The organism is Streptomyces sp. NPDC008125 (assembly GCF_042957125.1).
GTDB lineage: Bacteria > Actinomycetota > Actinomycetes > Streptomycetales > Streptomycetaceae > Streptomyces.
Genome location: NZ_JBIBHR010000006.1, coordinates 171308 through 194749 on the forward strand (window position 1 = coordinate 171308; position 23442 = coordinate 194749).

The following is a 23442-nucleotide window of genomic DNA, read 5'->3' on the forward strand; positions in this document are numbered from 1 at the left end:
TTCGCCGCGCACTGGCGGACGCGTCCCGTACGGGGAACTCGACATGGGCAAGAGCCGGGCCGCTGTTCGCGGATTTGAAGTCGGCTTCGAGCACGGCCGGAACGCCCTTCGACAGAGCCACGGAAATTCGGCGGAAGGAAAACGAACTCGGTTGCTCGCACTTATCGGCCCGGCACCTGATGCGCCAAAGGGCGCGCGGCATTCATGCGCCCTGTGTGCGGAATCGCCATTTGGGTGAGCTTCGCGTCACGCGCATCGGACCGGTCGCCAATTGCCGGACGGCCCCATTGCGTCATCAGGCTGGCGAATTCGATCGCCGTTGCGCCAGTACCCGGCGAGTGCAGCAAGCTGCGGGGCACCTTGCTGCGCTCCCCGTCCTGCGGTCCCCTCACCGCACGACCAGGTTGTCGAGGTACGACCGCACGTTGCGGCGGGTCTCCGGAACGCTGTCGCCGCCGAACTTCTCCGCAACCGCGTCCGCCAGCACCAGCGCCACCATCGCCTCGGCGACGATCCCGGCGGCCGGGACCGCGCACACGTCCGAACGCTGGTGGTGGGCCTTGGTGGCCCCGCCGGTGGCGATGTCGAGGGTGGCCAGCGCACGTGGCACGGTCGCGATCGGCTTCATCGCGGCCCGCACCCGCAACGGCTCCCCCGTACTCATCCCGCCCTCGATGCCGCCGGACCGCCCGGTGGCGCGCCCCATGCCGTCGTCCGTGCGGACGACCTCGTCGTGCGCCCGGGAGCCGGGCACCCGCGCCAGCTCGAAGCCGTCGCCGACCTCGACCCCCTTGATGGCCTGGATGCCCATCAGGGCGGCAGCCAGCCGGGCGTCCAGCCGGCGGTCCCCGTGCACATGCGAGCCAAGCCCCACCGGCACCCCGTACGCCAGTACCTCGACCACACCACCCAGCGTGTCACCGTTCCCGTGGGCCCGGTCGATCTCCGCGACCATCGCCTTCGAAGCGGCCGGATCCAGACAGCGCACCGGGTCGGCATCCAGTTCCCCGGCGTCGTGAGGCCCGGGGCGGACGCCCTCCGGGACCTTCAAGGCGGCCAGCTCCACGACGTGCGAGACAACCTCGATCCCGGCGGCCTCCCGCACGTACGAGCGAGCCACCGCACCCAGCGCCACCCGTGCCGCGGTCTCCCGCGCGCTCGCCCTCTCCAAGACCGGCCGGGCGTCACCGAACCCGTACTTCTGCATGCCCGCCAAGTCGGCATGACCCGGCCGTGGCCGGGTCAGCGGTGCGCTGCGGGCCAGTTCGGCGAGGCTCTCCGGATCCACCGGATCGGCCGCCATGACCTGATCCCACTTCGGCCACTCCGTGTTACCGATCATGATCGCGACGGGCGAGCCCAGGGTGAGCCCATGACGGACACCGCCCAGGAAGGTCACCTCATCGCGCTCGAACTTCATCCGGGCACCACGCCCATGGCCAAGCCGTCGCCGTGCCAGTTGGTCGGCCACGAGGGCCGCAGTGACCGGAACGCCGGCCGGAAGCCCCTCCAGGGTCGCGACAAGTGCGGGTCCGTGGGACTCTCCGGCGGTCAGCCAGCGCAACCTGCTCAACGGTGCTCCTTCGTCATGTCAGCGGTGCTGACGGGAGGCCCGTCGGATTCGACGGGAAGTTCGTGGCGGGGAAACCGCCTTCGCGGTTCTGTGCCGAAGCCCATGGCGACCTCTCCGCCGTCCGGGCCGTCGCTCGGATCAACAGCGGCAGTCCGCCGCCGGGGCGGTGTCCGCATGGGCACCGGGTCCCAGGGCGCGCCGGACAGGGGCTTGTGCGGGCGGGCCCGCGACTGCGGGGAAATCGCCGAAGGGGAGGGTCCCCTGGCGGCTCAGGGCGGCGAGGACCGCCCTGCGGTTTCCGCGTCCGCACCACGCACCCGGGTCCGGCCGACGGCCCCCCGACCGGTTCCGGTCACGTCCCAGGACCCGTCCGACGGCCGTCGTCCACCGGCGTTCCGAGTGCTGCCGACGCCGTCCGGAACGCGATTTCGTCGTCGCCGACGGGCAGAGCCGGCACTCGGCTGGCGCCCTCCGCCACGGCGGGCAGCAGCGGCCTGTCGGCCGCACCCTTCGATCCGGGTATCCCGGCGGCCCCGACCACTCCACGGCCCGGACCGGTACACGGCGAGTGCCACGGGGCATCCGCCGTCACATTCCCCAGCAGAGCACACTTCAAGGCCTCTTACTGAGCGCCAATTTCGCCGGTGGAGGCGAATGGGTGAAATGCAGCGAGTCCTGCCGTCACAATACTAGGCGGCCACACCCTCGCTCGAACGTGCAGCAAGGTGCACGACAGCTTGCTGCACTCGGCAGAGGTGGCGTGCCACCCTCCGGCCGGGCCAGGGTAGGAGCGCGAGTTCCGCAGGATTGCCAGTCCAGACGGGCCGACAGGAGTGGGCGCCGACGTCGCCGCCCATCCGCCCGAGTAATGCGCTGAGAATGCACAATTGCTGTGCTGAGCAGGACGAATTGAGGAACGATGCAGAGTCTTGATGTGCTGCCCGAAGAATACGCGGAGCCTGCGGCCGGGAAATTCAGGTCGGACGCGGTCGGCGGAAAACACCGGACGCGCCAGGTGACCGCACCGGATGAACTCCTGAGTGAACTGCCCCTGAGCGGGCTCGCCTCCCGCACGGTTCGCGCCGGGCGCCTGATGACCCGCCAGGTACTGAGCGGCAGCGACGACCGCCTGCTCGTCCTGGTGGGTCCCTGCTCGATCCACGACGTGAACGCCGGTCTGGCGTACGCGAAGTCGCTGAGCGAGCTGGCAGCCGGTCTCTCGGACGACCTGGCGATCGTCATGCGTGTGTACTTCGAGAAGCCCCGGACCACGGTGGGCTGGACCGGGTTGCTCGCCGACCCGGCCCTGGACGGCAGCCTGGATGTCGACCGAGGGCTGCGCGCCGCGCGTGCGCTGATGCTGGAGATCGCCGAACTGGGCGTCGCCATCGGGACGGAGTGGCTGAGCCCGGCGGCTCCGGCGTACCTGGCCGACCTGGTCTCCTGGGGCGCGATCGGCGCGCGGACCGTGGAGAGCCAGGTGCACCGCCAGCTGGCGAGCGGGCTGCCGATGCCCGTGGGTATGAAGAACGGCAGTACGGGCTCGGTGGCAGTCGCCGTCGACGCCATCCGCTCCGCGGCAGCCCCGCACGCCTACCTCGGTGTCGACCCCGGCGGCCGGCCGGTGCTGCTGCGCACGAGCGGGAACCCCGACTGCCACGTGGTGCTCCGGGGTGCTTCCGGACGGCCGAATTACCACGCCGGGGACGTGCGCGAGACGGCACGCAGGCTGGCTGCCGCCGGACTGCCGACCGGAATCCTGATCGATGCCAGCCATGGCAACAGTGGCAAGAGCCACGAGCGGCAGGCGCTGGTCGCCCGGGAGATCGGGTCCCAGATCGCCGCAGGCAGCACGGACATCCGGGGCGTCATGCTGGAGGGTTTCCTGATACCCGGACGCCAGGAACTCGGCACCGGAGAACCCGTTTTCGGTCAGAGCATCACTGATGCCTGCATGGGCTGGGACGCCACGGTGGACGTGCTGCGCGACCTCGCGGACGCGGTCCGCCGACGCCGCGACGTGGTGTCCCAGCCGAGCTGACCGGACCACCCGCGGCCGGCGGGTCCGCCTACGCGCCCATCCACCCAGGCATCACGACCGTACGCACCACGACCGTACGCATCACCACTGGCCGAAAGGAACTGGAGACCGAGCATGTTGGAAATCGCCGCGCTGGGGCCGACCGGGCACTACAGGACGCGGACCCGCATCTCCGTGGCGGACGCCCGGGGCGTCCCCGCCCTAGAACTGGCCTCGGTCCCCGGCCTTGTCGTGTCCCACTGGATCGAGTCCCTCCGGAGCAGTGCACCGCTGCCCTTCGCGGAGAGGGCGGACGTGCTGCGCAAGGCGGCCGACGTCTTCGAGGACCAGCAGATCCTGGGAGACGGCCTCGACGCACATGAACAGCGGGTGTCGGCCCTCACGGGCACCCCCATCACGATCGTGCGGGAGTGCGACCGCCTCATCACCGCGACCTTGCGGGACGTCCTGCGAGCGCCGTTCCTGGCGAAACCCACGGGGTGCGGAAGCATCGGCGGGTTCATGGCGGAGGCTCCCCCGGCAGGCGCCGCCTGGTGCCGCACCGGTGAGGTCTTCGCCGTGCACGCGGCGGGCAACAGCCCGGGAGTCCACTCCATGTGGCTTGAGGCCCTGGCACTCGGCTACCGCGTCGTCGTACGCCCCTCCAACCGTGACCCGCTCACCCCCTTCCGGCTCATCACCTCGCTGCGGCGGGCGGGGGTTCCGGACAGTCACCTGGTCATGGCACCCTGCGACTACGCCACGGCGGACCTGATCATCGACCGGGCCGACCGTGCTCTCGTCTACGGCGGCCAGTCCGTCGTGGACAAATATCGCGACCGGCGCGACGTCCTGACGCAGGGGCCGGGCCGCTCGAAGCTGGTCGTGGCCGCCGACGCCGACCGCGCGGCGGGACTGGAACTGGCGCGGGCGGGCGCTCTTTACCATGCGGGCACCGCGTGCACCGCGACCACGGGTGTGCTCGTCGAAGAGGACGCCACCGGCTTCTCCGTTGAACTCGCCGAAGCATTGGCGCGGGTCACGCCGTCCCCGCTTCCCGGTGACGACGAGGCCCGGCTGCCGTGCATGCCGCGGAGCGACGCCGAACGGCTGGTGGAGGCGGTGCTGGAGCGGGTCGCCCCGGCGGCCGTACGGCTGCCACCGAGGGTCGAACTGCTGGACGAGGAGGGCGCGTCGGCCGTCATCACTCCTGCGGTCATCGAATTGGATTCTCCGAAGGACCCGCTCCTGTCGCGCGAGATGCCCTTCCCGTGCGTGTGGGTCGCCCCCTTCGAGCGGGACGCCCTGGACACCCTCGACGACTCGCTGGTGCTTTCGCTGCACACCCGGGACGCCGGACTGGTCGACCGAGCCCTGGACCTCCCGGCGGTCTCCAACGTGTACCGGGGCAAGCCGACGTCGTGGACCCATCCGGATGTACCGCACGACGCGTTCCTGGGTGAGTTCCTGATGCGGGCCAAGGGAGTGGCCCATGGCGACCAGTGAACAGCAGGCACGGCTCGCACCGGAACAGCCGCGGGAGTCGTGGGCCGCGCTCTGGGCGCTGCTGGCCGGAGCGTTCCTCGGCACGCTGGACACGACCGTCGTCAATATCGCGCTCAGGACGGTCCAGGAAGCCTTCGGGGCGAGCGTCGAGCAGGTCCAACTGGTGGGCACCGGCTACATCCTGGCCTTCGCCGCATCACTTGTGCTGGGCGGCAAACTCGGCGACAGGTTCGGCCGGCGAGCGGTTTTCCGCACCGGCGTGCTTCTCTTCCTCCTGTTGTCCGTCGCCTGCGCGCTGGCGCCGAGTCTTGCGGCGCTCATCGTGCTGCGCGTACTGCAAGGTCTGTCGGCCGCGCTGATGGTTCCCCAGGTCCTGGCGATCATCAAGGCGTCGTTCCGGCGGAAGGCCGAGATCGCCATGTCGCTCTACGGAGCGACGCTGGGCACGGCGACCATCAGCGGCATGATCGTCGGAGGGCTCCTGGTCGGGGTGGCCGGCTGGCGGTCGGTCTTCGTCATCAACGTTCCGATCTGCGCGTTCATCCTGCTGGGGAGCCGCCGCGGACGTGTTCCCGAATCACACGGCGATGTCCAGGGATTCGACGTTCTCGGGCCGGTTCTGCTGGTTTCGGCGATGGTGACGATGCTGGTTCCGCTGTCGTACCCCGGCTTCCTCTCGCCGCGCACGGTTCCCGCGGTGGTCGTCGCGCTGGTCGCCCTGGTGGCCTGTTTCTGGAGCTACGAAAGGTCCCTGGAGCGGCGGAAGGGGGACGTCGTGCTGGTCCCGCCCGCCATGTTCGGGCGGGGAAGCGTGGGCGTGGGCCTCACCGTCCTCGGCATCTATTTCGTGGGAACGGCCGGTTTCAATGTCGTGCTGGCCTTCCATCTCCAAACGGGATACGGAATGACCCAGCTCCGCACGGGAGTTCTCACCTCGACCCTGGGCATCGGATTCGCCCTGGGGTCGGCACTGGCGCACAAGGCGACGCGGCGGCTGGGTCCGACGGTGATCGTGGCCGGCTGCGCCGCGATGGTGGTCACGCGCATCGTTCTGATCGCCGGCCAGAGCCTGCCCGCGTCGGGAGCGCTCGCCGTGACGTCCGTCATGGCGGGAGCCACGGGAATCGCCCAGGGCGTCGTCGTCCCGCCGCTCATGAATCTCGTCCTGCGCTCCGTGGCCACCCGGTTCTCCGGAGTCGCCTCCGGTGTGCTCCTGACCGTCTGCAACTGCGCGATGGCCGCCGGACAGGCCCTGTTCCTCGCCCTGTACGCCGGCCACGGGGAAGCGGACGCATCGGCATCGTTCATCTCGACACAGTGGGTCATGGCGGCTCTGGCCGCTCTGACGGTTCTGGTGTCGCTGTCAGCACTCGGAATGTTCCGCCGCGATCAAGGAGTGGCACATGAAGATTAACTCCCGAAACGACCTCGACTTCATGGAGCGGATACAGCGGGACGTGACCGCCCACCACCGTGACGAGGAGTACGACGAGCAGTACTACGAGGGCAAACTCCAGGAGGTCTGGCACCGTGCGGTCCAGACACCCGCGTACGGTTCGCTGGGCGCCTTCTCCGTGCAGACGTTCCGGGGCCTCCCCGCGACCACGAAGGACCGGTTGAAGGCCCAGCCTCTCGAATTCCTGCGGGTACCGGTGGGCGGCGGCCTGAAGTACTACCAGACCACCGGCACCACGGGAACGCCCACCCCCACGCCCAGGACCGCCCAGGACATGATCGCCAACACGGTGTCCGTCGCCGAGGCCTGGCGCCCGATGCTGGCGGACAGCGACCACCGTGCGCTGATTCTGCTCCCGTCGGACATCGTCCCGGTCGCCGACCTGATGGTCGGAGTCTGCGAGTTCCTGGGAGTTCCGCACGTCAAGGCCTATCCGTTCACCACGGGGATCTCCGACTGGGACCGCATAGTCGGCCTCTGGGAAGTCTTCGAGCCGACAGTGCTGTTCGTCGCGCCCGGGGTGCTCCTGCAGTTGTCACAGATCTTGAAGAAGCGCGGGCTGCTGGACCGGCTGCGCGAGTCGGTCCAGCTCCTCATGCTGCTCGGCGAGGTGAGCACCCCCGAGTTGCGCGAGATGGTCGGTCAGTGGTGGAACGCGCGGGCATACGACGCGAGCTACGGCAGCACGGAGAGCGGAACCCTGGCCGCGTGCTGCGCCCAGGACAGACTCCATCTCCTGCGCGGCGCGAACTACTTCGAGATCGAGGGCGAGAACGGCATCACGCCCGCCGAGGCCGGCCGCACCGGCCGTTTGGTGGTCACGCCCCTCAACAATGACGCCCGTCCGTTCCTCCGTCTGGACATGGGCGATGAGGTGTCCCTGACCGGGGACTGCGCCTGCGGCGCGGACGCACCGGCCGTGACGGTGCACGGCAGGGGAAGCGACGGGACAGCGATCAAGGGCAAGCGGGTGCGCACCAGGGACGTCGAGGGAATCGTCTACTCGAACTACGACGTCATGGGGTATCTGATCGAGGTCGACGAGGCGGGCTCGATGGCCCGGCTCCTTCTGGAGCGGGACCCGGAAACCGGCCGGGACACCGAGGACGCGAAGAAGGATCTCCTCCAGCGGCGCACGCACCAGCGTTTCGGCTTCCGCTGGGACGAGGTGCGGTTCGTCAACCGCCTGCCGATGACCACGAAGAGCGGCGGCTCGCAGAAGAGCTGGAAACGTTCCAACTTCCGTGTCGTCAGTGAGGCGGGCCAGTCATGACGTACGAGACGCTGCTGCGGTCGTCCGGGGTCGTCTCGGGCGAGTCCGATCTGTGGTGCACCTACGCTGCCGTGCGGACACTGACATGGCTGGACCGCGTGGGCGACCTCCCGTCACCCGGGAGCGCACTCGGCTTCCTCGCGTCGCGCCGGAACTCCGACGGGGGCTACGCCTGGTCGGCCGGTATGCCCTCGGACGCCTGGGCCACGTACTACTGCACTCAGGCGATGCGCGACCTGACGGCGGACGGCGAGAGCGTCACCGACCGGCCGAGTTCCGCCTGGGTGTGGAGCGCCGAACACGCCGACGGCGGGTTCGCCATGTCGCCGGGCCAGGCGTCGGACGTGTGGGCCACCTACTACGCCGTACGCACGCTGGTGGAGATCCACGGCGAGAAGCCGCCGCCCGGCCTGCACACCTGGCTCGGGGCACTGCAGGCGCAGGACGGGGGGCTCGCCTGGAGCCCCGCCCACGCGAAGGACGGCACGTCCGACGTTCGGGCCTGCTACTACGCCATCACCGCCTGGAGCGCGGCGACCGGAGGGCAGGGCCCGCTGCCGTGGGACCGTGAGCGGCTGACTGGCTGGCTCAAGGACCGGCAGAGCGCGGCCGGCGGGTTCACCTTTCAGGCCGGCGACACGACGGACTGCCTGTGGGCGACGTTCCGGGCCACCAGCGCGCTGCGGCGTCTGGACGAGAGCCCACGCGATGCCGAGGCCTGCGTGTCCTGGATCCGCGGGCGGCTGCGGCCGGGCGAGTCCTTCACCAGGTGGCCCGGCTACCCGGTGCAGGATGTGTGGGCCGCGTTCTGCGGCGTCGGCGCGCTCAGAGAACTGGGCGCCGCTTTCGGGGACATCGCCGACGGGGTGGTCGAGGCCCTGCTCTCGTTCCGGACCGGGGAGGGCGGGTTCACGTACCGCACGCCCGACCTCGCGTCCGACGTGCTGACGACCTCCGCCCACCTGCTGTCCGGCGACTTCCCGGTCGCCGATGAGCCCGGTGTCGTGCGGTGGATGGAGAACTGCGTGATGCCGAACGAGGACGGCATCATGTATATGCCCGGCCGGGGCAGTGAGGTGCGGTGCACGCTCTGGGCCCTGTCCGGAGGAGCGTTCGCGGAGGATCGGTCGGCCCGGACCCGGATCGCGGACTGGCTCGCCGGCTCGATCCAGAACCCCGACGGGGGGTTCGGATTCTGGGAGGGCCGCGCGTCGGACATGGTGTCGACGTGCGCGGCCGCCGAGATCTACCGGCTGACCGGCGGTGACTCGGTACCGGTACGCATGCGGGGCGTCGCCCGGTTCGTCGCCTCCTGCGAGATCTCGCCCGGCCACTACGCCAACGTGCCCGGAGGCACGCCCACCCTGCGGGCCTCTCTGCAGGCGCTCAGGGCGCTGCACCGGGCGGGCGAGCCGGACGCCGGACGCGTGAGCAACACACTGGCCCGGCACCGGGTGCGCGGCGGGGGCTTCGCGAACACGGGCAGGCGCGTGCCCGATCTGCTGAGCACCTACGAGGCCACGCTGGCGGCGGACATGTCAGGCCTGGAATGGGACACCGAGCACATCCGGAAGTTTCTGGGCAGCGTGCGCACGGCGGACGGCGGCTTCGCCTGGACGCCCCTGATGGCCGTGAGTGGCGGTCCGCTCGCCGACTGCCTGGGACGGCGCCTGGAGCTACGACTGTCCGCGGAGCGGCACGCGCTGCCCCCGCTGGCGATCTCATGAGAGGACAAGACCGTTGCCCACCATCGAAGTGACCAGCACCCCCCTGACCGCCTCCGCGAGGCTGAAGTCCGCGCTGCGCCTCACACGATGGCTGGCGGCACACGGTTCCGACGCCGCGCACGTGGTGGTCGTCTTCCGTACCGCGGAGCCGATGACCTACTTCGCCGGCGGGATGCCGCTGACCAGGTACGGGGACGAAACCGGCGCGGGCGAGGACAGGCGGGCCCACTGGGCGTCCGTCGTGTGCCATGTCCATCCCGGTCGTGACCATCCGTACCTGTCGGAACTGGCCCAGGAGATCCGGGAGTCGCTCGGTCTGGCCGAGAGGTCCCCACATTGCCTGGTCCGTTTCGAACCCACCCACCCCGACCGGGTCTTCTACCTGGAATCGGGATCGATGACGAGCAGCGGCCCACAACAGGCAAGCCGCACCTGAGAGACCGGCCACCACAGCGAGAAGGGTCCATCGACATGCAGACCACCGACCGTACGGTCATCACCACCCGCGTTCTCACGGTCCTCGAAAAGCGATTCGGCGAGGCCGCCCGCTCGCTGCCCAGGGAGGCCGACCTGTCCGACGCGCTGCCGGGCTTCGACAGTCTCGCAGCCCTCGAATTCGTGACCGCCGTCGAGGGAGAGTTCGACATCGAGGTCGACTTCGTGGGCGACGACGTGCGCTATTCGTTCAGCACGCTCGACCGGGTCACCGAATACGTGCGTGAGCGCGTGGAAGACCAGGGGGCATGACGGCGACGGAGGATCGTACGGGCGAGATCCGCTTCGAGACGTCCGGCAGCACGGGTGTCGCGCGCCGCTGGTTCCGGCTCCCTCTCCAGATGGAGCGCGAGGTGGAACTCATCGGCACCGGCCTGGTGGGTCCCGTCGACCAGGTGATCAACTACGCGCCGCCGCAGCATCTGTTCGGCGCACTGTTCGGACAGTGGCTGCCGCGCATGGCGGAGGTCCGCGTCCATCACGCGTGGGCCGACCCCTTCGAGCCTCCGGCCGTCTCCCCCGGCGCCCGCGTCCTGGTCGTCTGCGTCCCCATGGCCTGGGATCTGCTGCGCCGCACCTGGCCGTCCCTGCGACACGCCGGCTCGGTCGTAGCCCTGCACAGCGCGGCGGCGCCGCCGGGCTCCGCGTACGAGTTCGTCCGCCGGGCCGCCCCCTTGCTGCGGGCCCACGAGATTCTCGGGTCCACGGAGACAGGTGGCATCGCCCACCGGCCGCTCGGCCCCGATGGGGACGGAGCCGCGTGGCAGGTGTTCCCCGACGTCACCTGTGTCCGCGCTGCCGGTGCGGGGCAGGGCGAGGAGCTGGTGGTACGCAGCCCGCGTCTCGCCCGCCCGGAGAACGAGCCGCGGCCACCGGCCAAGTGGTCGACGGGCGACCTCGTGGACTTCCTCGGCCCCGGCGCCTTCCGGCTGGTCGGCCGGAGCGGTTCCCTGCTGAAGGTCAACGGAGTCAAGGTGCATCTGGCCGAGGTCGCCAGGCAGTTGAGCGCACGGCTGCCGGACACGGACTGCGCGGTGATGCCGTTGCCCGGCGATCCGCTGGCCGGCGAGGGATACGCCGTCTTCTGGTCCTGCGGCCCCCGCCGCGCTCGAGGAGACACTCTCGCTGACATCAGGTCGGCCCTGCGCGGGTTCCCGAGCCCGTCGCGCGTCATCGAGCTGACGGTCCTTCCGCGGACAGCCGCCGGAAAACCTGACACACGTCTGCTGACCGAGGCGCTTCGACCGCCGGCCGGAGCGCGCTTTCCCGAGAAAGGTGAATGACATGGAGGTGAACGACATGGCGCAGTTCTTCCCCGGTGCGATCGCCGGCGGGACGGCCGACGGCCCGGACATCGGCCGCAGGGACGACGACGGCACCGGCACCGGCCCCGCCGCAGCCGGCCACCGGGCGATGCCATCGATACTGAGCGGGTCGCTGCGCGACCGGTTCCGCGCCGCCGCCGAGAACCCTGAATGGGCAAAGGCGTGCGCGGAGTCGGGTCGGCAGTGGGCGCGTGACGCCGATGAGCGCTATCGGGCGATCAGCGAGATGCATCCGACGCGACAACCGCTGCTGCGCGTCGGCGTGAAGGACAACATCCACTGCGCGGGGTTCTCGACCCGTGCGGGATCGCGCCGGTTCCGTACGTATCCGGGGGAAACGGCGGCCGTCCTCGCGGGCGTACCGGCCGACCACATCACCTGCAAGACACAGCTGACCGAGGCGACGCTCGGGCTGGACGCGGGCTGCGGAAATCCATTGGCCCCCGGCGGCTGGCCGGGTGCGTCGAGCACCGGGAGCGCGGTGGCCGTCGCCGCGAACATCTGCGACGTGGCGGTGGGCACCGACTCCCTCGGCTCGGTGCGAATCCCGTCCATGGCGTGCGGTGTGGTGGGGCTGCGGATGACCCACGACGAGGCGCTGCTGGACGGCGTGCTGCCGGTGTCCCCCTCGCTGGACGCGGTCGGATGGTTCGCCAGGACCCTGGACGATCTGCGGTTCGCCCTGGAACGGTTCGAGGTCGTCGAACCCCTCACCCCGGCTGAGCGGAAGCCTCTGCGGGTCGCGCTGGTCACGGAGGTCCTCGGGGACGACGACTGCGAGCCGGGCATCCTGCGGGCGTACGAAGCGCTGACGGACACCACGACGGGCCACGGCGTCGATGTCGTGCGCATCGCGCTGGGCGATGCGTGGAAGGCCCGCCTGCCCGCCTGGGCACTCTGTGCACGGGAGGCGTTCGACTCGCTGTCGCCGCACACCGGCCTGCTGGATCCCCTCGGCGAGGACGTGGCGAACGTCCTACGGCTCGGCGAAGGCGTCGCGCGACACGAGGCCGAGGAGGTGCGGGCGCTCCAGCGCCCGCTCGGGGAGGAACTGCGCGCGAGGCTGGATGCCCTGGAGATCGACGCATTCGTCCTCCCGGTCTACCCCTTCACGCTGCCGTCCCCGGAGGCCGTCCACTCCTGGCCCATGCTCTTCCCCGACGTCCGGGATCCCGCGGCCGAGGCCCTCGCCGGATACACGCCGATAGCCAGTCTGCTGGGCTGGCCGGCCTTGTCCGTTCCCACCGGCGGGCAGTCCTCCGGAGGGGGCCGTCAGCTGGGTGTGCAGCTGGTCGGGCGCCCAGGCGCCGAGGGCTTGCTGATCGAGATGGCTGAACGCATGTTCGCCTGAGCGGCCCCCACCCGGAATATCCTCTTTCTGAGCATTCGAAGTATTTCGCATCACCCGAACCGACGTGATTGATAAGAGGAGTTGAGCCATGTCCAGGTTGATCGTGGTGACCGGCGCGAGCGCCGGTCTCGGCAAGGCCACCGCGCAGCGGTTCGCCGAGAACAACGACAAGGTGCTGCTGATCGGGCGGCGGGAGGGCCGCCTCGCCGATGCGGCAGCGGAGATCAGGTCGAACGTGGAAGGCGCGGACGTGGACCTGCTCGCACTCGACATGTCCGAGGCGAATTCCGCATCCCTGCTCCAGGAGTACGTGCGGTCGAGCGGACTGACCGTCAGTGGGCTCATCTGCTGCGCGGGTTCGGCCCCTCTGTCCGAGGGCGAGGACGTGAAGTCGGTCCTCACCGAATGGCAGGAGGCCTATCAGTCGAACGTGCTGACCTCGGTCATCGCCGTGGAGGGAACCGCTCCTGTCATGGCCGACGGCGGCGCCATCGTTCTCTACAGTTCCATCGCCGCCTACCGGGGGTCCGGCGGGACGGGTGCCTATGGCGCCGCGAAGGCCGCCCTCCACTCGTACGTCCACACCCTGGCGGCGCGCTTCGGCCCGCGCGGCATCAGCGCGAACGCCATCGCACCCGGCTATTTCGCGGGCACCGACTTCTTCGGCGACCGCCTCACCACGGAGCGGGAGACCTTGCTCGTCAGCCAGACCGCACTGGGCCGCGCCGGCGATCCGGCGGAGGCCGCAGAGCTCGGCTTCTACCTGTGCTCGGAGCGCGGCCACTATGTCACCTCGCAAATCCTGCAGATCAACGGCGGTTCCTACCACGGTGTCTGACGGAACGCCAAGCATGCGCTCTTCGCTCTTCGATCTTCTGAACCGAGAATGTGTGGTGACACGCCATGAACGCCCGTGAACAGGCTGACGAGCACATCCGCGCCATGATGCGCTGGCACTTCGACCCGGCCACGGGGTCGCGCTTCTGGCTGGACCGCCGGGACCGGCTGGGCTTCGACCCGGTCGAGGACGTGCGGTCGGTGGACGACCTGCTCAAATTCCCCAACAGTGTCGACGAGTTGCGGGATGCGCCGATCGAGGATCTGATCCCCCGGGGCCTCGGCCCCTCCGAGCCGGTCTACGCCGTGTACGAGAGCGGCGGCACGTCCGGTGCGCCCAAGCGCTTCGTGATGTTCGAGAACTGGTTCGACCAGTACATGGAGTGGGAGAACTCCCACTACACGGAGGACGGCGAGGGAAACGCCCTCGCCGTCGCACCCAGCGGGCCCCACATGCTCGGCGACTACTCCAAACGGATCGCCAGGGCCAGGGGCGGGGTCCGGTTCAGCATCGACCTGGACCCGCGCTGGGTGAAACACCTCATCGGCACCGGGGACACCGCCGGCGCGAGCGCGTATGTCGACCACCTGGTCGACCAGGCGGAACTCGTCCTGAAATCCCAGGACATCGCATTCCTCATCACCACTCCCCCGCTCCTCGCACGGATGGCCGAGCGCGCCTCGGTCCGCTCGCTGATCGGGGAGAAGGTGCGTCTGGTGGTGTGGACCGGGGCTCATATGGATCTCGACACACTCGACTACCTGTCTGCGGAGATCTTCCCCAAGACACGGTTCCGGGGCTCGTACGGCAGCACCTCCGTGCTCAGCGGTACGGTGCAGCGGCCCGACCCGGAAGGAACGGGGAACGTGGTGTTCGACTCGTACGCGCCTCATGTCATCTACCGCGTGGTCGACCCCGTCTCCGGCAGTCCGGTCGCCTTCGGGCAGGAAGGGGCGGTGGTCATGAACTACGTGACCAAGTACGGCCTCGTGCCCAACAGCCTCGAACGCGACCTGGCCACACGGGTCCCGAGCCCGACGGGCGCCGGGGACTCCCTGCAGAACATCCATCCCGTCGCGGAGATGGACGGCCAGAAGATGATCGAGGGCGTGTACTGAGGCCGTGTCCGACCATTCACGTCGGATCAGCGGGCGGTGTGCCATGCATCGCAAGGCTGAGGACCGCCCGTGTACATCCGGTACACGGGCGGTACGACAGCGCCGCAAGGTGCCGTGTCGGACGGACACATCCATCTGCTCGCCCTTGCCCACGCGATCGACCTGCGGGGCGTGGACCGGGCCTCGCCGGCCGTCAGGGCGGTGCACGCGCTGGTTCGTGAGCAGAGCGAGTACGTCGACCGGGACCGACGTCTCGACGTGGGCATCCGGGCCGTGACCGACCCTGGTCGGGACCGGAGCCCTGCGTCGCGCCGCCGGCCTCAGCGAAGAGGACTTCGCCGCGGGCCGAGAGTTCGGCCCGATCGCCCCGCCTCGGCCCGTGGGAGAGCGCACCGTGCCGCGGCCGAAGGGGCCCGACCGGGACGACGATCGTGTGCCCGTCCGTCACTGAAGAGCCGCCCGTACCGGGCACGTCGACAACAGGCCCCCTCTCCACTCACGAGAAAGCAGGTGCCATGACTCGCACGACGGCAGCACACACCAGAGTGCTCGCTCCCTCGGAGAGCGTCAGCTCGCCGGCCCGCAACACCATTCGTATGGCGGTCCACTGCAGCGGTCCGCTCGCCCCGGACATCCTGCGGCGCGCCTGGAAGCTCGTGGGCCACGAGGACCCGGGCCTCGCGGGAACGCTCCGCCACCTCGACGGCGCGTACGTCTTCGAACCCAGCCAGGACCGGGCCGGCCTCGTCAAGCAGGTCGAGGAGATCCCGGACGGCGAACGGCTGACGGCCCACCTCACGCTGGACGAACTCGACTGTGTCGCGGCCCTGGAGATATGTACCGTCGGCGAGGACTCCCACATCGTCTCGCTGCTCATGCGCCATTCACTGGCGGACGGCAAGCACGGGCTCCACGTGCTCGACCGCCTCTGGAAGCTGTACACCGAGCTCACCGAGGGCAGTGAGCCCACCGTGCTCGAACCGATCGTCTCCGGCTCGCTCGAAGCCTCGCTCGGAGGGCGGCGCATTCCGAAGGGCACCCGCCGCGAACCGGAGCCGGGTGCGCCGGCGGTGTACCGCTCCGCGCCGGACTGGGACGGAACCCGCCTGAGCGGGCTCGAACACGGCCGCGTACGACTGACCACCGGCGAGACGGAACAGCTGGTACGGAGCTGCAAGGAGCGCTCCATGTCGCTGCACGGAGTGGTCTCGGCCGCAGTACTCCTCTCGCTGAGCCGGAGCCGAACGGACCTGCACAGGTTCGACCTCACCTCGGTGATCAACGTCCGCCCGCACATGGACCCCCCGCTGCATCCGATCGAGGGGACCTACATCCTCGGCTACTCGGTCTCCACCGTCGACGTGACGCTCTACTCCGACGTCGACAGCATCGCCAAGGCAGTCGTCGACAACCTGCGGGCCGACCTCCAGTCGGGGGCCGCCCAGACGTCCAGCGTCGACAACGCCGGGCTGCAGAACGCCGGAGCGGTGCCCACCATGCTCTCCAACCTCGGCGTCGTACCGGAGTTTTCTCACCCGGAGAACATCGTCTTCACCGACTTCAGCGCCTGGAACGAGATGGACCTCGCCCGTCCGGGGAGCCCCGACGTCCTGGCGGCCTACGGAAACATGCTCGTGGCCTCGACGTTCGCCGGCCGGCTGGGCATCGACCTGTTCCACGGGCGCGAGATGTTCCCCGACGGCTGGAGCGCCGCGCAGGTACGGCAGATCACCGAGATCCTGACCTCGTACGCGTCCTAGGGCGCCGTCCAGACGCGAGGCTCAGCCTGCGCACTCCTCTCTTCTCGTTCTCCGACCCGAGGGATCGCCATGCCCCACACCCTTGCGCTGTCTCTGCCCTTCAAGGGAGCGCAATTCAGCCGGACCACCATCGAGCGACGCGCGCTGCGCCCCGACGACGTACGCATCGACATCAGGTTCTCCGGCATCTGCCACACCGACCTGCACTTCGGCCACGACGACTGGGGCGGGACCTTCTTCCCTCTCGTGCCCGGACACGAGATCGCCGGTGTGGTGGCCGAAGTCGGTGAAACGGTCACCCGCTTCAAGGCCGGGGACCGGGTCGGCGTGGGCTGCATGGTGAACTCCTGCGGGAAGTGCGGCCCCTGCAGGTCGGGTGAGGAGCAGTACTGCGCTGACGGCTTCGTCAAGACGTACTCCGCCCGTGACCACGACGGAACCGTGACGCTGGGCGGCTACAGCCAGTCCGTGGTCGTCTCCGAGCATTTCGTCCTGCGGATTCCGGATGCGCTCGAACTCGACTCCGCCGCACCGCTGTTGTGTGCGGGCGTCACGGTCTACTCACCTCTGCGCAGGTGGCAGGCGGGTTCCGGCAAAAAAGTCGCCGTGCTCGGTATGGGCGGCCTGGGGCACCTCGGTGTCAAGATCGCCGCGGCCATGGGGGCCGAGGTCTCCCTGCTGGGCCACTCGCCGGACAAGGAGGACGACGCGCTGCGGTTCGGCGCCGCCCGCTTCGTGGACACCCGGAATCCGGACGTCCTCACCGGTCTCGCGGGTCACTTCGACCTCATCGTCAACACCGTACCGGCCCGCCTTGAGCTGGACACCTACCTCGGCCTGCTCGATGTCGGTGGGACCCTCGTGAACGTGGGCGCACCGGGCGACCCGGTCGCCTCGTACAACGTGTTCTCCCTGCTGGGTGCCGGCCGGAGCATCGCGGGCTCCTCCATCGGAGGCATTCGGGAGACGCAGGAGATGCTCGATTTCTGCGCCGGTCACGGCATCGCCGCGGAGATCGAGCGGATCTCCGCGGATCAGGTGGCCGAGGCGTGGGAAAACATGCCGGACGTCCGATATCGCTACGTCATCGACGTCGCGACCCTCGCCTCGGACTGACCTCCTGGAGCGGGCCGCCGTGCCGCCCTCCGTCGGCACGGTGACCGGGCGCCCACGCGGGAGTCGGAATCCTCTCGGGCTCGCCACCGATGGCCCGCCCCGCGCAGGGCGGAGCGACCCGGCGCGGCCCAGGTTCGCCTCTTCTGCGGTGGGCGGACGGCGCGAGGAGTGTGGTGGGCCGCGCGGCCGGCCGAGGGCCGCTGCCGGGCCGGGCCGATCCGGCCCGGTGGTCGTACGGAGGGGGTCGTGCCGGTCAGCCGCGCGGCTTCTGGAGGTAGTCGTAGTAGTGCTCGTCGCCCACCAGGACCGACGTGACGTACGCGGGCAGCCCGTCGGCGTCCCGTTCGACCTCCTGCGAGGTGTGCCGGGTGAAACCGAGCGACACTCCGGGGATCACCGGGTACTCGGGGCGTGAGGTGTCGACCGTCCAGCCCCGTCCGGTGGCGTGCCGGAGGAGCTCCGCGGCGGGGGTGGTGAACACCTCGTCCTTCTCCAGCAGGACGCGCGTGCCGGATGTGCGGCCCTCGCCGGGCCACCACAGCTCGACGGTGGTGACATGGGTCCCGTCGCCTTCGAGCAGTGCCTGTACGCCTACGTGGTCGAGGGTCCACGAGACCTTCGCAGAGTTCCTGCCGGGGCGCCGCAGCACCCGGGGCTCGCCCCATGCCTCGGGCGCGGCGGCGAGTACCTCGTCGAGCGTCATGCCCAGGAGGATCGGCGCGACTCCGCGCGGCGGGTCGAGTACCAGATCCATGGCCCGCCCTCAGTCCTTCGGCGTCTGCGCCTCGTCGTTCCAGCCCGTCATTTCCGGAGGTCGTAGTCCATCCTCCCCCCTTGTCCTGAAGCATGGCCTGGAACTTCCTGGTGTGCTGGAGGCTGTCGACCATGTCCTTGATGTGGGTGTCGCACTTGTCCCCGTAGAGCGCGCGGATCTCGTCGATGTCCATCTTCATGGCCTGGTGCGGAAGCCGGCCGCGTCGAGATGCGCGTAGGCCCCCTTCGCCGGGATGTGGTTGATCTCCTGGTCGACGGAGTTGACACGTTGGCCGTGCTCGTCCAGCAGGTTCGCCTGTTTCATCCCGCTGTACCAGCCGCCGTCTCCGTGCACCCTTGGCGATCAGGCCCTCGGGGTCCATCCGGGTGGACGGGTTGGTGGCGTAGGCCACCAGGTCGGGCGCCGGGCCAAGGCCGAGAGGGTCGGGGGCCGCGCGTGAAACCGGCTTGGGCAATGCTGCTGGTCTGGGGTTCCCCCGAGATGCGGTGGGCGGTGACAGCGGGTCAGATGGATGTCATGATCAAGCGGCTGGCAACCGATCTCGGGGTGTATCCCGAGGCCCTGCGCGGCTGGATCCGCCAGGCCGATGCCGAGGCCGAGGCCGGCGAGCGTGACGACCGGCCGACCACCGCCGAGCGCGAGGAACTCGCGGCCCTGCGCGAGGAGAACGCCCGGCTCAAGCGGGCGAACGAGATCCTGCGGACGGCCTCGGCTTTTTTCGCGGCCCAGCTCGACCCGACCCGGCCCAGGTGACGCGCTCTTCACCGAGTACCCGCATCCGAAGGTCGAGCCCACGCTCCAGGGACTGCACATTGCCTCCTCCACCTACTACCGCTGGCGCCGCGCCGAGAAGCAACCGTGCGAACGGGTCCGCAAAGACGTCGAACTCACCGACAGGATCCGCGAGATCCACACCGATTCCGGCGGGATCTACGGCTCAGGGCTTCCACCGGATCCGGGCGGGCAGCGAGGAGTACGGCTGGAACGTCGGCCTGGGCGCCGTCGCCGGGATCTGGCGGGCGGGCTGCATCATCCGGGCGGCGTTCCTGGACCGTATCCGGGCGGCCTTCGACAATCGGCCCGCGCTGCTGAGCCTCCTCTCCGACAAGGACTTCGCCCGGGGGATCGGCGCGGCGCAGGCCGGCTGGCGGGCGGTGGTGGCCCAGGCGGCGCTGCCGGGGGTGCCGGCGCCCGGGTTCGCGGCTGCCCTCTCGTACTACGACGGGCCGCGCCGAGCGGCTGCCGGCCGTGCTGACCCAGGGGCAGCGGGACTTCTTCGGGGCGCACACCTACCGGCGTACCGACCGGGAGGGGTCGTTCCACACGCTGTGGGGCGGCGACCGTTCGGAGGTCGACGCGGGCTGAACACCCGGCAGGACGCGCGGGTCCGTCCCCGCCCGGACGGGCCGCGCCCGGGTGCGGCCGGACCGCGCCTGTGGGTGAGTGGCAGTAGCCCCTGCTCCCGCCCCGCCGCCCCGCCGCCGTCCCTGGAGTGCGCCCGATGCCCGATGCCGTTCCGGACCCCGTCGCAGTGCAGCCGGTGGTGGCTCCGCTCACCGAGGCGGCTCTGATCCTCGTCGGCACGATCGAGCCGGGTGGCGAGGAAGACGTACGCTCCGTGCTGCCGGAGGTGGCCTCGATCGCCCGGTCCCTGGGCTTCCGTTTCCCGGACGCCGGGCTCTCCTGCGTGCTGGGTTTCGGCTCCCACGCCTGGGACCGGCTCTTCGGCGGCGGCCGTCCGGCGCTGCTGCACCCGTTCCAGGAGCTGCGAGGACCGCGCCACACCGCTCCGGCCACCCCCGGCGACCTGCTCCTGCACATCAGGGCCGAGCGGGCGGACGTCTGCCACGAGTGGGCCGCGCAGCTGCTCGGCCGTCTCGGCGGGGCGGTCCGGATCGTGAACGAGACGCAGGGGTTCCGCTACCTCGACCACCGTGACCTGCTGGGGTTCGTCGACGGCACGGAGAACCCGGTGGGCGACGACGCCCGGGCCGCCGCACTGGTGGGCGGGGAGGACCCCGCGTTCGCCGGAGGCAGCTACGTCCTCGTACAGAAGTACCTGCACGATCTGACCGCCTGGAAGGCGCTGAGCACCGAGGAGCAGGAGCGGGTCATCGGCCGCACCAAGGCGGACGACGTCGAACTTCCCGAGGGTGTCCAGCCCGCCGACTCGCACGTCGCGCTCAACACCATCACCGACCCGGACGGCACCGAACGGGACATTCTCCGCGCCAACATGCCGTTCGGCAGCTTCGGACGGGGTGAGTTCGGTACGTACTTCATCGGGTACGCGGCCGATCCCGGCGTCACCGAGCGGATGCTCCGCAACATGTTCCTCGGCGACCCGCCCGGTACCCACGACCGCATCCTGGACTTCTCCACCGCGGTCACCGGCACGCTCTTCTACGCCCCTGCCGCCGGCTTCCTCGACGCGCCGCCCCCGCCCCCCGCCGCCGCGGGCCTCCGGCCGGTGCCGGAGACGGCCGCCCCGCCGATCCTCCCCGCCCACCCCGCCGACGGTTCGCTGCGCATCGGCAGCCTGCAAGAAAGCGCCCAGTGATGAACAATCTGCACCGAGAACTCGCCCCCGTCACCGAAGCCGCCTGGCAGCAGATCGAGGAGGAGGCGCGGCGGACGTTCAGCCGCCATGTCGCGGGCCGCAGGGTCGTCGACGTCACGGACCCGGAGGGCCCCGCCCTGGCGGCAGTCGGCGACGGCCACCTGCGGCCCATCGACCCGCCCACCCCGGACGTGCTGGCGCGGGCCCGTACGTCGATGCCGGTGATCGAGTGGCGGGTGCCGTTCACCGTGGCCCGGCAGGCGGTGGACGACGTGGAGCGCGGTTCCGACGACAGCGACTGGCAGCCCGTCAAGGACGCGGCGCGCACCTGTGCGTTCGCCGAGGACATGGCGATCATCGACGGGTACCCGGCGGCCGGGATCACCGGTCTGCGGGACGGCTCCTCGCACGATCCGCTGCCGCTGCCCGCCGACGCGCGCGACTACCCCGCGGCCGTCAGCCAGGCACTGACCCGGCTGCGGCTCGCCGGTGTCGACGGCCCGTACCGGCTGCTGCTCGGCGCCGACGCCTTCACCGAGGCGACCGAGACCTCCGACCACGGCTACCCGGTGGCCACCCACATCGGCCGCCAGCTGGACGACCCCATTCTGTGGGCGCCCGCGATCAAGGGCGGGGTGCTGCTGTCCACCCGGGGCGGGGACTTCGAACTGCGGCTCGGCCAGGACCTGTCCATCGGCTACCAGAGCCACGACGCCACCGACGTGCACCTCTACTTCCAGCAGGCCTTCACCTTCCGGCTGCTCACCCCGGAGGCCGTGGTCCCGCTCATCGCCTGATCCCTCACGGCAGCCGCCGCGCCGCCTCCGTACGCGGTGACACAACCGCCTTCATCGGGCAATTGACCCGAGGACGCACCCCTCGCCCCCGCCCCGGGACGATCTGGTCGATACTCATCTCCCGTACCTCTCGCGGTCGGGGTGTGTACCGAGGCGAAATGAGGGGCCACGTGGCGGAGAAGAACCCGACCGGGCGTCGGACGGAACGCGGACCGGTGGACGATCCCACGACGATCGGCCGACGCGTCCACCGGCTGCGCGCGGAGCGCGGCCTCACCCAGCGTGAGCTCGCCGAACCCTCGTACACGCCCGCCTACATATCCACGCTGGAGGCCGGCCGGGTCCGGCCCTCCGAGGCGGCCGTCCGGCACCTCGCCGAGCGGCTCGGCGTGAGTTACGAGGAGATCGCCACCGGGCGCCCCGCCCACCTCGCGACCGAGTTGCGGCTGCGCCTGGTCGAAGCCCAGCGCACCCTGGCGACCGGCGCCGCCGATGACGCGGTGGCCGACTTCACCGAGCTGCTCGCCGAGGCCGAACGGCTCGGACTCGACCAGGAGAGTGCGTCGGCGGCCCTGGGACTCGGCGAATGCGCCCTGGAGACCGGCGATCTCCCCACTGCCCGGCGGCACTTCGAGGCGGCCGAGCGCCTGCTCGCGGACTCCCCGCTCTCCCAGCGGGCGCGGGCCGTCCGGGGCCGGGCCGTCGCGCACCTGCTGGCGGGCGAACTCCGCTACGCCTGCTACCTGCTGGAAAACGCCATCGAGGAGCTGAACTCCTCCGGTCTTCCGGACCCCGGCGCGCTTCTGCTGCTGTACACGGCGTCGATCGCGCCGTACATGGACATGGGCGCCCACGCACGGGCCGCACAGGCGGGTGAGCTGGCGCTCGCCCTGGCCCCCCGGGTCGACGATCCGGAGCTGGTGGCGGGCATGCACCGCGGGGTTGCCCGGTCCCTCATCGCGGCCGGGCGCACCGCCGAGGCCGACGCCTCGCTGGCCCGGGCGGCGGAGATCTACCAGCAGCTCCAGATCCGTACGGAGATGGCGCACTGCCATTGGATGCGCGGCTACGTACGGGCCCAGGGCGGCGACCTCGCGGGCGCCGAGAGCGAGCTGCGCGCCGCCCGGGACATGCTGGCGTCCAAGCGGGCGGCCCTCTACACGGCCCAGGTCGAGGTGGAGCTCGCGGACGTCCTGCGCCGCCAGGGCAAGGCGCGTCAGGCCGAGGACCTGCTGCACCGGCTGCTGGGCGAGCTCCAGCCGGACCGGGGCGCGGTGCACGCGGCCGGGGCGCACCGGCTCCTCGGGCTGATCCACGAGGACGACGGGGAAACCGACACCGCCGAGGAGCACTACGTCAAGGCGCTGGCCCTGCTGGAGCGCGCCGGGGCGGCCGGGGACCTGGCGGACGTCTGCCGGCTCCTCGGCGACCTGTTGCGCCGGGCGGGGCGCACGGAGGCCGCCCTGGACGCGTACCGGACCGGCCTCGGGCACCGGGCGGCCCCCGGTTCCACCACCCTGGGTCCCGCTCCGGTGAGCCCGCGCCCGATCCTGGGGGGCGCCGGGCAGTAGGAGGCGCGCCCCCGCTGCCCGGCGGATCTCCTCCCGAAGCGCGGGGCGACGGGCGGGGCGACGGGCGGGTGGGGCTACGGCGGGCGCGAGAGGCGGGCGTGCCGGGCTCCTTCGACGGGGCGGGCGCGAGAGGCGGGCGTGCCGGGCTCCTTCGCGGGGCGGGCGACGCCGTCCGGGCGGG

Annotated in this window: 19 protein-coding genes and 2 pseudogenes; 18 read left to right on the forward strand and 3 right to left on the reverse strand. The window is 70.5% G+C overall.

From position 1 onward, the window contains the following. Positions 1–388 precede the first annotated feature (388 nt). Positions 389–1573 (reverse strand): chorismate synthase, encoded by a 1185-nt coding sequence (gene aroC, locus ACFZAX_RS12660; protein ID WP_390961195.1) that lies wholly within the window; start codon positions 1571–1573, stop codon positions 389–391. Positions 1574–2588: 1015 nt separating this feature from the next. On the opposite strand from aroC, the gene ACFZAX_RS12665 reads away from it, so the two are divergent. The 13 genes from ACFZAX_RS12665 to ACFZAX_RS12725 all read left to right on the forward strand — a co-directional run bounded on the left by ACFZAX_RS12665 (position 2589) and on the right by ACFZAX_RS12725 (position 17558). After that, a complete protein-coding gene (locus ACFZAX_RS12665) occupies positions 2589–3614 on the forward strand; it encodes a 3-deoxy-7-phosphoheptulonate synthase (protein WP_390961196.1) in 1026 nt (341 codons plus the stop codon). Between the two features lie 114 nt (positions 3615–3728). Continuing rightward, positions 3729–5099 carry an aldehyde dehydrogenase family protein gene (locus ACFZAX_RS12670; RefSeq protein WP_390961197.1) on the forward strand — a complete coding sequence of 457 codons (1371 nt, stop codon included), beginning with the start codon at positions 3729–3731 and terminating at the stop codon, positions 5097–5099. Next, a complete protein-coding gene (locus tag ACFZAX_RS12675; protein ID WP_390961198.1) occupies positions 5086–6513 on the forward strand; it encodes an MFS transporter in 1428 nt (475 codons plus the stop codon). Before ACFZAX_RS12670 ends, ACFZAX_RS12675 begins: the two co-directional genes overlap by 14 nt. Further along, positions 6503–7828, forward strand: coding sequence for an AMP-binding protein (locus ACFZAX_RS12680; protein WP_390961199.1), 1326 nt, complete (start codon positions 6503–6505; stop codon positions 7826–7828). The genes ACFZAX_RS12675 and ACFZAX_RS12680 overlap by 11 nt, the downstream gene beginning before the upstream one ends. Further along, the gene (locus tag ACFZAX_RS12685; protein ID WP_390961200.1) at positions 7825–9555 is read left to right on the forward strand and encodes a prenyltransferase/squalene oxidase repeat-containing protein; all 1731 of its coding nucleotides are present in this window, start codon (positions 7825–7827) and stop codon (positions 9553–9555) included. Before ACFZAX_RS12680 ends, ACFZAX_RS12685 begins: the two co-directional genes overlap by 4 nt. 13 nt (positions 9556–9568) lie before the next feature. After that, positions 9569–9991 carry a hypothetical protein gene (locus ACFZAX_RS12690; protein WP_390961202.1) on the forward strand — a complete coding sequence of 141 codons (423 nt, stop codon included), beginning with the start codon at positions 9569–9571 and terminating at the stop codon, positions 9989–9991. A 35-nt stretch (positions 9992–10026) separates the two neighbouring features. After that, a complete protein-coding gene (locus ACFZAX_RS12695; protein ID WP_390961203.1) occupies positions 10027–10302 on the forward strand; it encodes a phosphopantetheine-binding protein in 276 nt (91 codons plus the stop codon). Then, positions 10299–11333 carry an acyl-CoA synthetase gene (locus ACFZAX_RS12700; RefSeq protein WP_390961204.1) on the forward strand — a complete coding sequence of 345 codons (1035 nt, stop codon included), beginning with the start codon at positions 10299–10301 and terminating at the stop codon, positions 11331–11333. The genes ACFZAX_RS12695 and ACFZAX_RS12700 overlap by 4 nt, the downstream gene beginning before the upstream one ends. A gap of 1 nt (position 11334) precedes the next feature. Then, positions 11335–12726, forward strand: a complete 1392-nt coding sequence (locus ACFZAX_RS12705) for an amidase family protein (RefSeq protein ID WP_390961205.1) — start codon at positions 11335–11337, stop codon at positions 12724–12726. 88 nt (positions 12727–12814) lie between these two features. Further along, entirely contained in the window at positions 12815–13564 is a 750-nt protein-coding gene (locus ACFZAX_RS12710) for an SDR family oxidoreductase (RefSeq protein WP_390961206.1), read from the forward strand. Between the two features lie 65 nt (positions 13565–13629). Then, the gene (locus ACFZAX_RS12715; protein WP_390961207.1) at positions 13630–14682 is read left to right on the forward strand and encodes a phenazine antibiotic biosynthesis protein; all 1053 of its coding nucleotides are present in this window, start codon (positions 13630–13632) and stop codon (positions 14680–14682) included. 515 nt (positions 14683–15197) lie between these two features. Continuing rightward, positions 15198–16442, forward strand: coding sequence for a hypothetical protein (locus ACFZAX_RS12720; RefSeq protein WP_390961208.1), 1245 nt, complete (start codon positions 15198–15200; stop codon positions 16440–16442). Positions 16443–16511: 69 nt separating this feature from the next. Beyond that, complete coding sequence (locus ACFZAX_RS12725) at positions 16512–17558, forward strand: alcohol dehydrogenase catalytic domain-containing protein (RefSeq protein WP_390961209.1); 1047 nt, start codon at positions 16512–16514, stop codon at positions 17556–17558. 253 nt (positions 17559–17811) lie between these two features. Here ACFZAX_RS12725 and ACFZAX_RS12730 read toward each other — a convergent pair whose 3' ends face one another. Together ACFZAX_RS12730 and ACFZAX_RS12735 are read right to left on the reverse strand one after the other, a co-directional pair. Further along, complete coding sequence (locus ACFZAX_RS12730) at positions 17812–18312, reverse strand: hypothetical protein (RefSeq protein ID WP_390961210.1); 501 nt, start codon at positions 18310–18312, stop codon at positions 17812–17814. A gap of 195 nt (positions 18313–18507) precedes the next feature. Next, complete coding sequence (locus ACFZAX_RS12735; protein ID WP_390961211.1) at positions 18508–18636, reverse strand: hypothetical protein; 129 nt, start codon at positions 18634–18636, stop codon at positions 18508–18510. Between the two features lie 213 nt (positions 18637–18849). On the opposite strand from ACFZAX_RS12735, the pseudogene ACFZAX_RS12740 reads away from it, so the two are divergent. The 5 genes and pseudogenes from ACFZAX_RS12740 to ACFZAX_RS12760 form a co-directional block, all read left to right on the forward strand. Further along, a pseudogene (locus ACFZAX_RS12740) lies at positions 18850–18963 on the forward strand (hypothetical protein); the annotation flags it as partial. A gap of 299 nt (positions 18964–19262) precedes the next feature. Further along, positions 19263–19698, forward strand: a pseudogene (locus ACFZAX_RS12745) (NADP-dependent phosphogluconate dehydrogenase); the annotation flags it as partial. 136 nt (positions 19699–19834) lie between these two features. Continuing rightward, positions 19835–20893, forward strand: a complete 1059-nt coding sequence (locus ACFZAX_RS12750; RefSeq protein WP_390961213.1) for a Dyp-type peroxidase — start codon at positions 19835–19837, stop codon at positions 20891–20893. Continuing rightward, a complete protein-coding gene (locus tag ACFZAX_RS12755; RefSeq protein WP_390961214.1) occupies positions 20893–21690 on the forward strand; it encodes a family 1 encapsulin nanocompartment shell protein in 798 nt (265 codons plus the stop codon). Before ACFZAX_RS12750 ends, ACFZAX_RS12755 begins: the two co-directional genes overlap by 1 nt. Before the next feature lie 215 nt (positions 21691–21905). Beyond that, positions 21906–23261: a tetratricopeptide repeat protein gene (locus ACFZAX_RS12760; RefSeq protein WP_390961530.1), complete on the forward strand. Its 1356-nt coding sequence runs from the start codon at positions 21906–21908 to the stop codon at positions 23259–23261. The last annotated feature ends 181 nt before the right edge of the window (positions 23262–23442 follow it).